Origin of the sequence: Streptomyces sp. NPDC005576, assembly GCF_042871745.1 — a bacterium.
GTDB lineage: Bacteria > Actinomycetota > Actinomycetes > Streptomycetales > Streptomycetaceae > Streptomyces.
In genome coordinates this window covers 211,005-223,739 of record NZ_JBIAJC010000015.1, presented here as the reverse complement: position 1 = coordinate 223,739, position 12,735 = coordinate 211,005, and the positions used below count along the sequence as shown (strand labels likewise).

The following is a 12,735-nucleotide window of genomic DNA, read 5'->3' as shown; positions in this document are numbered from 1 at the left end:
GAAGCTAAGCCTTTCAGCGCCGATGGTACTGCAGGGGGGACCCTGTGGGAGAGTAGGACGCCGCCGAACAATTTTTCCGGGAGACCCCCGTGCCTGTGGGCACGGGGGTTTTCTGCGTTCACGGGCCTCTTTGCGGCGCTCCTCCGCCGGGCCCCACCCCGAAAAGGCTGGGGCCCGGGAACCCGATTGACCGGTCGGATGGACGGAGGCAGCATGACCGGATGATTTCTGATCTTGTGATGCGGCGGGTACGTGCCGAGGATTGGCCGGCGGTCAGGGAGTTCCGGCTCCTTGCCCTCCGGGACCCGGCGGCTCCGGTGGCGTTCCTGGACTCCTACGAGTCGTCGGCCGGGGAGCCGGACTTGTTCTGGCAGGAGCGGACTGCCCGCGGGGCCGAAGGAAGCGACGTGGCGCAGTTCGTCGCCGAGGCCCGGGGCGGCCGGTGGCTGGGCTCGGTCACCGTCCTCGTCGAGCGGCCCGACGCGGAGGCCTCCTTCGGGGGCGTGGTGGAGTGCGTACAGGGGCACGTGGTCGGCGTCTTCGTACGTCCGGAGGCCCGGGGGACCGGGGTGACCGACGCACTGTTCCGGGCCGCCGAGGAGTGGGCCTTCGCGCTCGACGATCCGTACCTCACCCGGCTGCGACTCTTCGTCCACGAGAACAACCCGCGGGCAGCGGCGTTCTACCAGCGGTACGGCTTCGTGGCGTCGGGCCGTACGGTGCCGGTCCCGGACGGATCGGGGGACCGCGAGCGGGAGATGGTGCGGGAGCGCCGCTGAGCCTGGGCCGGGTAGTCGGCGCGGTCGGAGGCCGGGCGGCTTGAACGTGGGTGGCGTGAGCGGGGGCGGTGTTTACGTAGGGGGCGTGAGCGGGGTACGCCAGCGGGCTCGGGCCTGTTCGGGGGAGCGGAGCAGCGCCAGCGCGACGAGGCCCTGCCGCTCGCCGACCGTCAGCAGCTCGGGGAGAGCGGGCAGTGGAGCGACGGCGGCGATGTCGTCGAGGACCAGCGTGAGTGGTGGGTCGAGCCGACCGTCGGTTGACCGTGCGGCCATGCGGCGGCCGTGCTCGACCACGTGCGAGGCGAGCGCGGTGAGCAGCGGCATCGCGCCCGGGTGGTGGCGGGGATCCTCGACGGACTCGCCGACCACATACAGGGTTCCCCCTTCGGAGGCGAAGGAATCCAGTGCCGCGGTGTCGGATCGATGGGGTGTGCAGGCCTCGCGGACGTGGACCGTGGCCAGTGCGCCGAGCGCTCGTACCGTCAGTTCCTGGGCCGCCCGGCGCCGTTCGGGGTGGGCCGTGAGGGCCGACTCGAGCAGGCCGGCGAGCCCGGAAGCAGCTTTCGGATGGGTGCGGAGGAGGCGTACCCCCTCATGGGCCCCGCCGCCCAGTGCCCAGCGGTGGACCTGGCGGAACGGCCGGCCGTCGACGGCAGCGGCGTGCAACCAGCACTGCAGCAGGGTCTGCGCGGTGTCGACGGTCGCCTCGTCGATGCGGGCCTGCGGGCGTACCGGAGCGAGGAACGCGGCGGCCCGGGCGGCGGCCACCTCGGGCAGCTCGCAGCCGGAGGTCGGCGACCAGTGGAGGCGGGCCGGGGTGTCGCAGAGATGCCCGGGGTCGTAGACGAGGACGGGTCCCAGCTTGGCGCGGGTGTCCTTCGTCTCCGCCCAGACGGTGGGATCGGAGGTGACCACCAGCACCGGTCCGGGAGCGTCGAGCACGGCCTGCACGGCGGTGGGGCGTCGCTCGGCCGCCGTCGCGTAGAGGAGAACGGGCATACCGGAGGCACGGGGGGCGGGGACGAGGTGGTCGGGCTCCTTCGCCGGGACCGGAGGGGCAGCCTGGGTTGCGGGGGCCGTTACGGGATGCGGCTGCGGATGCGTCGCAGGAGCCTGGGGCATCGGACCCGGCGCGGGCGCGGAGGCGGCCGCCAGCGGCAGCGTCGGCGGTCCGGGGAGGGGCTCCGTGGCCACAGAGTGGGCGGCCAGGCGCTCTTGGCGCTCTTGGCGCTCTTGGCGCTCCTCGCGGGCGCGGCGGCGTACGGCGCGGCCCCGCGTGACGACCCCGAGGACGAACACGCCGAGCACCACCAGCACCAGCAGCTCGCTGATGAGCAGGCCCCAGAAGAGGCCGTGGCCGGAGAGTTCACCGGGTGGGGTGCTCGGCCAGGCGTCGGCGAGGTCACGGGGTGAGCCCGCGAGTTCCCGCAGGGCCGAGGGGGTGTGCGGCAGGGACACGCCGCGGGGCCAGGCCCCGTGCGCGAACAGACCGGCGAGTCCGGTGGCCGTCCACGTCAGGACCGTCACTCCGAGGAGGAAGGCCAGTCCTCCGATCAGCAGACCGTCCGGGACGCCACCGCCCCGCTCCTCGCTCCGGGCCGGAGGGTGCCCGGAGCCGTGACCCGTCGAGGTGCGCGCCACCTCAGGCCACCGTGGACTCGGACGACTTGTCGAGCCGTTGCCTGCGCTCGATGCGAGCGGCCCGCTCCGCCGTCTCCCGCTCGGCCTCGCGCGCGTACTCGGGGAGCAGGTCGTCCAGGTCGTCCGGGTTGGTGGAGGACTCCGTCATCGCGCGGTCGGTGAAGACCAGCGGGCGTTCCGCCTCGGTGATCAGGTGCTTCACGACCTGGACGTTGCCGTTGACGTCCCACACCGCGATGCCCGGCGTCAGCGTCGGGATGATCTCGACGGCCCAGCGCGGCAGCCCGATGACCCGGCCCGTCGCCCGGGCCTCGTCGGCCTTCTGGGCGTAGATCGTCCGGGTGGAGGCCATCTTGAGGATCGCCGCAGCCTCGCGCGCCGCGGCGCCGTCCACGACGTCGCTGAGGTGGTGCACGACGGCGACGAACGAGAGCCCGAGCCGGCGGCCGAACTTCAGCAGCCGCTGGAAGAGCTGGGCCACGAAGGGCGAGTTGATGATGTGCCAGGCCTCCTCGACCAGGAAGATGCGCTTCTTCCGGTCGGGCCTGATCCAGGTGTGTTCCAGCCAGACCCCGACGATCGCCATCAGGATGGGCATGGCGATCGAGTTGCGGTCGATGTGCGAGAGGTCGAAGACGATCAGCGGCGAGTCGAGGTCGATGCCGTCGGTCGTCGGTCCGTCGAACATGCCGCGCAGGTCACCGTCGACCAGCCGGTCCAGGACGAGGGCGACGTCGAGCCCCCACGCCCGTACGTCGTCTATGTCGACGTTCATCGCTTCGGCAGACTCGGGCTCCGGGTGGCGCAGCTGCTCGACGATGTCCATCAGGACCGGCTGGCGGTCGGTGATGGTCAGGTTGACGTATGCGTGGGCGACCTTCAGCGCGAAGCCGGAACGCTCGTCGAGACCGTGGCCCATCGCCACCTCGATGATGGTGCGGAGCAGGGCGAGCTGACCGGTCGTCGTGATCGCGGGGTCGAGCGGATTGAGCCGGATCCCGCCGTTCAGGGCGGCGGTGGGGTCGAGCCGGATGGGGGTGATCCCCAGCTCCTCGGCGATGAGGTTCCACTCGCCGTGCCCGTCCTCGCCCTGGGCGTCGAGCACCACGACCTGGCGGTCGCGGAAGCGGAGTTGGCGGAGTACGTACGTCTTCTCCAGCGCGGACTTCCCGTTGCCCGATTCGCCGAGCACCAGCCAGTGGGGTGCGGGCAGTTGCTGCCCGTACAGCTGGAAGGGGTCGTAGATGTAGCCCTTGCCGGAGTACACCTCGCGTCCGATGATCACCCCGGAGTCGCCGAGACCGGGTGCCGCGGTGGGCAGGTAGACGGCCTGCGCCTGGCCCGTGGACGTACGCACGGGCAAGCGGGTCGTCTCCACCTTGCCGAAGAGGAACGCGGTGAAGGCTTCCGACAATGCGGACAGTGGGTCTCGCACGAGTGGCCGCCCTCTCTCTCGACTGCTTCCGGTGGCCCGGAGGTGGGGTGGTGCGTGGTGCTGCGGTGCCGGCGGCACCCGGTTTTCGGTGGTCCGGTGGTCCGGTGGTCCGGTGGTCTGGTGTTCCGGTGGTCTGGTGTTCCGGCGCTGCCCGGGAAGGCCGGGCAGCGGGTGGGAGCCGCGTCAGCGGCGGATGCCGGTCGCGAACGGCAGGGTGTTCACGAACGCGCGATGGTGTTCGCGGTCGCACCACTCCAGCTTCAGGTACGACTTACCGGCCGAGGCCCGGATCGTCCGCTTGTCGCGGGCGAGCGCCTCGGGGGAGCGCGAGGAGACGGTGATGTAGCCGACGAGGTTCACCCCCGCCGCGCCGCTCGCGAGGTCCTCGCCGCGCTGGTCCATCCGGCCGTGGGCGGCGATGTCACGGGGGTCGACGGTGCGGTTCATCTTCGCCTGACGGCTGGCCTCGGCGTCGTCGTTGGTCTTCTCGGTCAGCATCCGCTCGATCGCGACCTCGGTGGGTTCGAGATCCATCGTGACGGCGACCGTACGGATGACGTCGGGGGTGTGGACGAGCAGCGGGGCCAGGAAGTTGACGCCCACCGGCGTCATCGGCCACTCCTTCACCCAGGCCGTGGCGTGGCACCAGGGGGCCCGGGTGGTCGACTCCCGCGTCTTGGCCTGGAGGTACGTCGGCTCCATGGCGTCCAGCTCGGCCGGCCAGGCGTTCCGCTTGGTCATGGCCTGGATGTGGTCGATCGGGTGGTCGGGGTCGTACATCGAGTGCACGAGGGAGGCGAGCCGGCTCTGCCCCAGCGGCTGGCGCACCCGGATGTCGGCCTCGGCGAGGCGGGCACAGATGTCGGTGAGCTCGCGGGCCATCACGACGGCGAGACCGGCGTCGCGGTCCAGCTTGCGGCCGCCCTGCGGGCGCGCCGCCCGGGCCATCGCGCTGGCCTCGGCGCTGAGCTCGCGGCTGTGGTGCATGCAGGCGACGAGGTACGCGCGGTGCTGCTCGCTGGAGGTCGACACCATGGACTGCAACTGGTCGTACGAATCCTGCAGCCAGCGCGGCGCGTGGTGGTCGCCCCGCTGGGCGACGTCCTTCGCGTGCGCGTCCGGGTCGGCGGGGAGGGTACGGGCCAGCATCTGGATACGGGTGACGAAGCCGTCGCCGTTGGCCACGTGCTTGAGCAGGGTGCCGAACCGGTCGACCAGGGCCTCCTGGTCCTCGCTGTCCCGCAGTCCGACGCCGGGGCCCTCGATCTCGATGGCGGCGGTCACCGTGCGGCGGTCCGCGTGCAGCAGCACCGCCATCTCGTCCGGCCCGAACGGCGCCGAGAGCCAGTTGATCCGGCCGATACCGGGCGGCGGCCCGACCTCGACCTCGCGGCCGTCGCCCCGTACCCCGGCCTCCATCACGGAGGACCGGTAGGCGGTACCGCGGCGCAGGGAGCGTTTGAAACTGCGGTTGATCTCGAACCACTTGTAGAAGGTCCGGTGCTTGTACGGCACGTACACGACGGCCAGCGCCAGCGCCGGGAACCCGGTGAGCAGCACGATGCGCAGGGAGAGGAGCGGGACCAGGAGCCCGCTCATCATTCCGAGGAACGCGCCGGCGATGATGAGGGCGATCTCGCCGGTCTCGCGGTTCTTGCCGACGATCGCGTTCGGCCGGGCCCGGCCGATGAGATACGTGCGGCGGGGCGCGATCGGGTGGGACTGGATCGTCACCGCCCTCCACCTCCTGTACTCGGATTACCTGTGCTGCCGGAACCGCCCCGCGGGGAGCGGCTGCTGTGAGGGGTCCCGGAGGTGGGACCGGAACCGCTGCGGGGCGCGGGGGCGGCTCCGCCGCCGCCCCGGGAGCCGTGGGCCGCGACACCGCCGCTGAGGGGATTGGCCGAGCGCCCGCCTCCGCCGCCTCCGCCGCCTCCGCTGTTCTGGTCGTTGCGACCGCTGTGCGTCTTGATGCCCTGGGAGACGAGGGCGGCGGGCGAACTGACCAGGGCAGCGGCCTGGGAGCCGTCGGTGGCCTGCTTGCGGTTGGTGCGCGCGCCCTGGATCTCGTCGCCGAACCCGGGGACGAAGCGGTAGATCATCGCCGACGCGAAGATGGCGAGCAGGATGATCGAAAGTCCGGAGACGACGGCGGAGAGCGCGTCCGGGCCGTCGTCCGAGGAGAGCGCTCCGGCGAGGCCGAGGACGATCACGATCACCGGCTTGACCATGATCACCGCGATCATGATGCCTGCCCAGCGGCGTACGTGGCCCCACATGTTCTTGTCCACGAGCCCGGCATAGACCACTACGCCCAGCAGAGCGCCGACGTAGAGCAGCGCCGCGCGGATGACCAGCTCAAGCCAGAGGATGCCCGCGGCGAGCAGGGACACCAGGGAGACGACGATGAGCATGATCGGCCCCCCGCCCATGTCGTCGCCCTTCTTGAGCGCGTCGGCGAACGAGCCGAAGAAGACATCGGACTGGCCACCGGTGGCGGTCGAGATGACCTCGGTGACCCCGTCGGTGGCGGAGACCACGACGTACAGGATGAGCGGCGTGAACGCCGAGGCCAGCACCGTCAGCCAGAGGTACCCGACGGCTTCGGAGATCGCGGTGGTGAACGGGACGCCCCGGATCGCCCTCTTGGCCACGGCGAACAGCCAGAGGACGAGGGTCAGGATCGCGGAGGCGGCGAAGACGATCGCGTACTGCTTGCGGAAGGACTCGTTGGTGAAGTCGACGCTGGCGGTGCCCTCGACTGCCTTGCTGAGCTGGCCGATGAGGTAGGACGCGGCGTCGGCGCAGCCGTGGGCGAGGGAGGTGAGGGGGTCCAGGGGGTCGGCGCCGGTGGAGGGTGGTGTGGTGCGTGCCCCGGCGTCGCCTTCGCAGTAGTCCTTGGCCAGCCCGACGATGAGGTCACAGGGGTTAGCGGTGCTGCCGGGCGATGGGGTAGGCGACGGAGAGGGCGCGGCTTGCGCTGTGGAGGGCCTCAACAGCATGGAGGCGAGCCCGCCGAGAAGCGTCGTTACCGCGAGCGCGCGAAGGCGGCGGTTACCGGGCATAAGTGAAGCCTCCGAATCCTTCGACGGCTCCGGCGATTTCGTCCGCAGTCGACGCGCGGTTGTCTCCGCCGACCGGGGTGGGACCCTCGGTCTGTGAAGACGAGGTGATCTTCCAGTCGCCTTTGACCCAGATGAGCTTCTCGGTGATGGTGAACCAGGTTTCAGTGACGGGCTTGGTCGATCCCTGTCCTGCCAGTCCAACGAGGCCGGTGCACCAGACGTCCACCGTGGCGCTTTCGCTGGAAGAGGCCGTCACCTTGGTGCCGACCGGCACTGTCTTGGAGACGAAGGTGAGGCCGGAGGGTGCGCTGCCGTCCTCATTGAGTCCGACGTTCTTGAGAAAGGTCGGCGAATAGGCGGCGTCCGTGTCGGATTGCAGATCGTCGACTACGGAAGCTGTGTGGGTCGTTCGGAGGATGGAGTGGCGTGTCTGAGCATCGAACATCCCCGCAGACCCCAACGCCACCGCGTAGTTCGCCGCCGCGCTCTGCGCCCCCTGCTCGTCGTGTGCGAAACCCGAGGCGATGCTGCCGATCTTCCCCGTGACGGGATCGGTGCCGGTGGGGGCGGTCGGGGCGGTGCCTCCGGTGGTGTCGGACCGGCTGCTGCCGGGGGCGCCCGAGTCCGAGGCTTTGTGGTTGTCGCCGCCACCGAGGTTCGCGAACGCGATGGCAGCTACGAGCAGCGCCACCACGCCGGCAGCCATGACCAGCGAGCGGGTGTTGCGGGCCGGTCGGCGGCCGTGGGGCGCGCCGGGGTCGCCCTCGGGGAGGCGGGTGCGCGTTTGGCGAGTTCCGCCCAGGGTGCTGTACGCGTCGTCGCCGCGGCCGCCGGAGTCCCTGTTCCCGTAGCCCTGCTCGTCGTAGCTCATGCCGCGTACGTCCCCTCAGCCGTGTGCGGTCCTCCGTCATATGACGGTAGCTGTGCTGGGCGCCGCGCGGGGGCGGTGTGGTGACTCGACATGGGTTGACTCGACCTCAGCCGGTGGCGCGACGGACGGATGGTGGTGGGGGGCGAGATGCGGCAGCAGGGCGAGAACGCTGATCGCGCGTCAGACAGCCATGCCATACACGATGGTGAACAGGGTGCCGAGGGATCCGATGATGAAGACGCCGGTCAGTCCCGCGACGATCAGGCCCTTGCCCTGTTCCGCGCTGAAGGTGTCGCGCAGGGCTGTTGCGCCGATGCGCTGTTTGGCCGCGCCCCAGATCGCGATGCCGAGACAGAGCAGGATGGCTACCGCCATCACCACCTCGATCATGATGCGTGCCTCGTTGCCCAGCGTCCCGAACGGGCCCCAGTTCGGGGCGATTCCGCCGATGATGGTGGTGATGTCGCCCTTCTCAGCTGCCAGGATCATGTAAGTCACCGCCCCTGTTGCTCAGTTCGCCGCCCGCGCCGTCCGGTGCGGGTCGTGTCTTCTATCTTCGCTGATGAACCCACGCCAGCACGACGCCTTCCCGGGTCTCTTTACCCGGATCTCGCACACATGACCGGACCGGTCGCCCTGACCTGCAGTGGAACCGGAGACGGTTGAGACACCGACTGGTTACTCTGTGTATCACGCTCCGTGACGAGGGGCAATGATGGAAGCCACGGGATTCTGTCGCGATCGGAGTGTTCGCCCAGGTGCCCATGTTCGTATGCGCTGTTCGAGAGCTGGTCGTGCGCTGCTGCTCCGCGCCCGACGCCCCATCACGTCGAACCACTTCAGGCGTGGGTCGCCACCAGCGAGCGCAGGAGCTCGCGTGTCGCACGCACGTCGAGGGCCAGTAATTCGAGCCGGTCCAGGAGCTGACGGTACGTCCGGAGCAGTGCGTCGGTATCCAGCTGGGCGAGGCCGTGCGCCTGCTCCAGGTGCACGGTGTCCAGTTGCGCGACCGATCCCTGTACGTACGTGATCGGCTGCCCTGCCCCCGGTTGCCCGCCGGACGCAAAGGGGATGACACGGAGGGAGATGGCCTCCCGCTCGCTCATCGCCAGAAGGTGGCGCAGCTGAGGACCGGCTACCCGGGAGCCGCCGAGCCCCATGTGCAGGGCGGCTTCGTGGATGACCACCCGGTACGGAACCGCCTCCGTGCGGAAGACGACGTCCTGGCGTCTGATGCGGAAGGAGAGCCGCCGTTCGATCTCGGGCGGCGACAGTTCGGGCACGCCGCGGGCGAGGGCCTCACGGGCGTGGTCCACGGTCTGGAGAAGGTCCGGCAGGGTGCAGGTGGTGGCTGCACGGAGGGCGGTGCCGTGGTGTTCGAGTTCGGCGAGGTCCAGCAGGTTGCCAGGGAGGTCGTCCCGGTACTCCTCCCACCAGCCGCTGCGGCGTTCGCCGGTCATCGCGGCCAGCGCCTCCACGAGTCGTCGGTCGGTGCACGCGTAGTGGCGGGAAAGCGCACGGACCCGGTCCGCGCTCACGCCGTACCGGCCGGCCTCGATGTTGCTGATGCGTGCCTGGTTGCCGCCGAGCAGGACCGCTGCCTCCGTTGCGGTGATCCCGGCGCGTTCACGGAGCTTGCGCAGCTCCGCGCCGAGTCGCCTCCTGCGGGCCGTCGGGGTCGAGTTGGTCGCCATCGGCCTCCTTCGCCCAGTCACCCGTACGGGTGTCTTGGGACATGCATTACCCCGACTGCGGGGAATGTATTACATGGCGCCTCTACCGTGATCGTGGGGCAGGTGCCCGAGACGAGCCCACCGGTCGGTCGGCTCGAACGTCGGGTGCCGTACGGGGCCCGCCAACCACACCATCCGAACGGGGACTTCCATGCACGCACCCACCGTATCGCCGCCGTGGGCGTACACCCTTCAACTGCCGCACGATCCGCGCTCCCCAAGCGTCGCCCGCTCCGTCCTGCGGGTCGTGCTGCGCGCGCACGGCATGACCGCGCTGGGCGACACCGCCGAGCTGCTGGTGAGTGAGCTGACCACCAACGCGTACCAGCACTCCTGGGGGGCGTATTCGCTCCGGATGTGCGGCGAAGGACATCGCCGTATCCGGCTCAGTGTCTGGGACAGCAATCCGGAGATCCCGCCCCCCTTCCGAGGAGCCGGGGAGGGCCGGAGCGGCGGAGTGGGCGTGCCGGCCCGGCAGACGACGCTCACGGAACGCGGGCGCGGACTGACTCTCGTACAGATGTGCGCGGAGAGTTGGGGCGGTCGAGTCCTGCCCGCCGACCCGACCGGCGAGGGCGGCAAGCTGCTGTGGGTGGTGTGCGGGGAGAAGCCCGAGTGAACGCGTCCTGCTGTCACCACTCGGGGGTACGGACTGACGTGCCGACCACCATTCGGGTGAACTCGTAGCCGGGCGTACCCCTGAATGCCCTGGAAATACCGGGCCCACGCCACGTAGAGCCGTGGAAGGGCGGCGTGTCGCCCTTCCCGGATCAGGCACAGTTCTGCCGCTCCACGATCGAGGATCGAGGATCGAGGATCAAGGAACGGGGTGGTGGTGTGTCCGTGATCGGACAGCCGCAAGCGTGGCAGACGGGTGATCCGGCGGAGAAGCAGGTGTTCCACGGCCAGGGCGCTGGCGGTGTGGGGGACGGGCTGGAGCACGGGCCAAGGAACGTCGCGGGGAAGGCGGTGGCGGATCCGGCTTCCGGCCACGCCCGACTGAGACACGGCGACGGGCCCTGGACCAGAGCCGCGGGCGACGCCGAGGCGTTGCACACGCATCTGGGGACGGCGCGGTCCGAACTGGTGAAGTCGCACGAGGGCCTGCTGACGGGCGAGGGCGCCGGGAACTTCGCGGTTCTGGCGGAGCTCGCAGCGGTCCGTGAGTCGTGGGTGCGCCGTGTATCGACGGCGCAGGGCGAATGCGGAAGCCTCGCCGGCACACTGCGGGCGGTCTCCAGGGAACAGCGGACGACGGACGAAGCGGTACGGGACGGGTTCGGGCGGCCGGTCGACGTCCCGGCACAGTCGACCCCACCGCTGCGGTCCCCGACGCAGCCGCTGTCCTCGCTGTATCTGCTCGGCGGGAGCGACGGGTGAAGGGCACGCTGACGTGGTCCGCCCTTCTCGCTCTTCCGTGCGGGGAGTTGGACGGTGCTGCGGACGGGTGGGGCCGTCTCAGCAACCGGGCCGACGCGGCGCGGGACCGGATCGAGCGACAGGTTCTCACCGGTCTCCGCGAGACGCAGGAGGGCGAGGCGGTGGACGCCGCCCTCGACCGCTTGGGACGACTGGCCCGGAACTTCCAGTACGTCCATACGGAGACCGGACTCGTGCGCACGGCACTCAACAGCCTCGCCCACGAGGTGCGCACACATCAGAAGTCGGTCCGCGAGGCGCTGGAGGAGGCCGAGGGCCTGCACTTCACCGTGGACGCAAACGGGTCCGTGTCGTACCCCGCGCGGGAGGGGCTGATCGCCGACAAGCCCCTGCCAGGTGGGAAAACCATGGCCGGCGGCGGGTTTCCCGACCTGATGGCACCCTCGGGCACCCTGACCGCGCCCAATCCACACGCGGCCGCCGCCCAGGACATCGCCGACCGGATCGCCAGAGCGGTGACTCTGGCCGCGGACGCGGACCTGAGGTACGCGAACATCCTCCGCGAGTTGAAGGCCGAAGACAGCCTCGATGTCCCGGACTCCACGTGGACCGACGCAGCGGCCGACATGGCATCCGTGCGCGACGCCGCACGGGCGTATCTGAACGACCACATTCCCTACCAGGCGTCGGCCGCCGAGCGCAAGGAATGGTGGGCCGGCCTCTCGCCGGAATTGCGCGACGAGTACCTCGCGACCTATCCGGACATCATCGGGAACCTCGACGGCATCCCCGCTCTCGTACGCGACGCCGCCAATCGGGACAGCCTCCAGCTGCTGATCGGCAAGTTGGCCGGCCTGGACAGTGGCGAGGCGGCGGAGAAGCTCGAAGCGCTGCGGCTGATCGATCAGCAACTCCAGGCGCCACTCAAGCCCGGAGACCCGCCAATGTACCTCCTCGGGATTGGTGACGAGGGGAACGGACGCGCGATTGTGGCCTATGGAAACCCGGATGCTTCGAAGAATGTTGCGGCTTATGTGCCGGGTCTGAATACATCCGTGGATGTGGAATTTGTCAATAATGACCTAAAGCGAGTGCGTGACACGGCGATCGCTGTTCGGAATATTGATAAATCAAGTTCGGCCATTGCGTGGCTAGGTTACGACGCGCCGCAGGCGCCCAACATGTTCGACTCGCTAGATGTGGCCGGAACGAAACGCGCGGATCGAGGGGGCCTGGCATTCAATGGGTTTATGGAGGGCATGTCCGTGACCAGTGAGAATGATGATCCTCATATCACGGCAATCGGGCACTCCTATGGTTCCCTGACCGTTGGGTCGGCGACCCAACAGGGTGAAGGTATTCCAGGAGTCGACGATATCGTTTTGGTGGGTAGTCCCGGAGTTGGAGTTAACCGAGCTGAGAATTTAGGAGTAGGGGCAGAGCATGTGTTTGTAGGGGCGGCCAAGAACGACGTAGTGACCAAATCCCCATCGAAAGTGCAGGCTGTCGCTAACGTTGTTGGGTTCGTTATGGGTGGCCCTGAGTTCTCTCGGGCCGCAGGAGGGATTGCGGATCCTGGCGGAGACGATGTCTGGTTCGGCAAGGACCCCGCAAGTGCGGCTTTCGGGGCAAGGCGTTTTCCGGTATCGGATGGCCCTTCCTTGGTGCGGGATTGGTCGTTCGGTGCGCATTCTCAGTATTTCAACGCGGAGCTAGACCCTGCGAGTGCGGGGAGTATCGCGCTGATTTCTGCGGGTCAATCCAAACGAGTCAAGATCGAGGAATTTCGGTGAATTTGAGGAAGAGTGGTGCGCTTTGGTGTGTGGTCGTC

General features: G+C 69.2%; 11 protein-coding genes. 4 read left to right on the top strand and 7 right to left on the bottom strand.

Annotation, left to right across the window (positions count from 1 at the left end):
• Positions 1-221 precede the first annotated feature (221 nt).
• Entirely contained in the window at positions 222-779 is a 558-nt protein-coding gene (locus ACFYPN_RS26515; protein WP_389301536.1) for a GNAT family N-acetyltransferase, read from the top strand.
• Between the two features lie 72 nt (positions 780-851).
• Here ACFYPN_RS26515 and ACFYPN_RS26510 read toward each other — a convergent pair whose 3' ends face one another.
• The 7 genes from ACFYPN_RS26510 to ACFYPN_RS26480 form a co-directional block, all read right to left on the bottom strand.
• Complete coding sequence (locus ACFYPN_RS26510; RefSeq protein ID WP_389301533.1) at positions 852-2,420, bottom strand: type IV secretory system conjugative DNA transfer family protein; 1,569 nt, start codon at positions 2,418-2,420, stop codon at positions 852-854.
• A 1-nt stretch (position 2,421) separates the two neighbouring features.
• Complete coding sequence (locus ACFYPN_RS26505) at positions 2,422-3,855, bottom strand: ATP-binding protein (protein WP_358759157.1); 1,434 nt, start codon at positions 3,853-3,855, stop codon at positions 2,422-2,424.
• A 183-nt stretch (positions 3,856-4,038) separates the two neighbouring features.
• Positions 4,039-5,589, bottom strand: a complete 1,551-nt coding sequence (locus ACFYPN_RS26500; RefSeq protein ID WP_358759159.1) for an SCO6880 family protein — start codon at positions 5,587-5,589, stop codon at positions 4,039-4,041.
• Entirely contained in the window at positions 5,586-6,920 is a 1,335-nt protein-coding gene (locus ACFYPN_RS26495; RefSeq protein WP_389301529.1) for a hypothetical protein, read from the bottom strand. Before ACFYPN_RS26495 ends, ACFYPN_RS26500 begins: the two co-directional genes overlap by 4 nt.
• Positions 6,910-7,791 carry a hypothetical protein gene (locus ACFYPN_RS26490; protein WP_389301526.1) on the bottom strand — a complete coding sequence of 294 codons (882 nt, stop codon included), beginning with the start codon at positions 7,789-7,791 and terminating at the stop codon, positions 6,910-6,912. The genes ACFYPN_RS26495 and ACFYPN_RS26490 overlap by 11 nt, the downstream gene beginning before the upstream one ends.
• A gap of 180 nt (positions 7,792-7,971) precedes the next feature.
• On the bottom strand, positions 7,972-8,280 hold the full coding sequence (locus ACFYPN_RS26485) for a hypothetical protein (protein ID WP_014047394.1): 309 nt from the start codon (positions 8,278-8,280) through the stop codon (positions 7,972-7,974).
• Positions 8,281-8,630: 350 nt separating this feature from the next.
• Positions 8,631-9,485 (bottom strand): helix-turn-helix transcriptional regulator, encoded by an 855-nt coding sequence (locus tag ACFYPN_RS26480; protein ID WP_389301523.1) that lies wholly within the window; start codon positions 9,483-9,485, stop codon positions 8,631-8,633.
• A gap of 190 nt (positions 9,486-9,675) precedes the next feature.
• On the opposite strand from ACFYPN_RS26480, the gene ACFYPN_RS26475 reads away from it, so the two are divergent.
• From ACFYPN_RS26475 to ACFYPN_RS26465, 3 genes are all read left to right on the top strand, one after another.
• Positions 9,676-10,143 carry an ATP-binding protein gene (locus ACFYPN_RS26475; RefSeq protein WP_389301521.1) on the top strand — a complete coding sequence of 156 codons (468 nt, stop codon included), beginning with the start codon at positions 9,676-9,678 and terminating at the stop codon, positions 10,141-10,143.
• A 218-nt stretch (positions 10,144-10,361) separates the two neighbouring features.
• Positions 10,362-10,904 carry a hypothetical protein gene (locus tag ACFYPN_RS26470; RefSeq protein ID WP_389301518.1) on the top strand — a complete coding sequence of 181 codons (543 nt, stop codon included), beginning with the start codon at positions 10,362-10,364 and terminating at the stop codon, positions 10,902-10,904.
• Positions 10,901-12,697, top strand: a complete 1,797-nt coding sequence (locus ACFYPN_RS26465; RefSeq protein ID WP_389301515.1) for an alpha/beta hydrolase — start codon at positions 10,901-10,903, stop codon at positions 12,695-12,697. The genes ACFYPN_RS26470 and ACFYPN_RS26465 overlap by 4 nt, the downstream gene beginning before the upstream one ends.
• The last annotated feature ends 38 nt before the right edge of the window (positions 12,698-12,735 follow it).

Coding starts and splice junctions, on each gene's coding strand:
- ACFYPN_RS26515 (WP_389301536.1), top strand. CDS start 222: ATGATTTCTGATCTTGTGATGCGGCGGGTACGTGCCGAGGATTGGCCG.
- ACFYPN_RS26495 (WP_389301529.1), bottom strand. CDS start 6,920: ATGCCCGGTAACCGCCGCCTTCGCGCGCTCGCGGTAACGACGCTTCTC.
- ACFYPN_RS26490 (WP_389301526.1), bottom strand. CDS start 7,791: ATGAGCTACGACGAGCAGGGCTACGGGAACAGGGACTCCGGCGGCCGC.
- ACFYPN_RS26485 (WP_014047394.1), bottom strand. CDS start 8,280: ATGATCCTGGCAGCTGAGAAGGGCGACATCACCACCATCATCGGCGGA.
- ACFYPN_RS26480 (WP_389301523.1), bottom strand. CDS start 9,485: ATGGCGACCAACTCGACCCCGACGGCCCGCAGGAGGCGACTCGGCGCG.
- ACFYPN_RS26475 (WP_389301521.1), top strand. CDS start 9,676: ATGCACGCACCCACCGTATCGCCGCCGTGGGCGTACACCCTTCAACTG.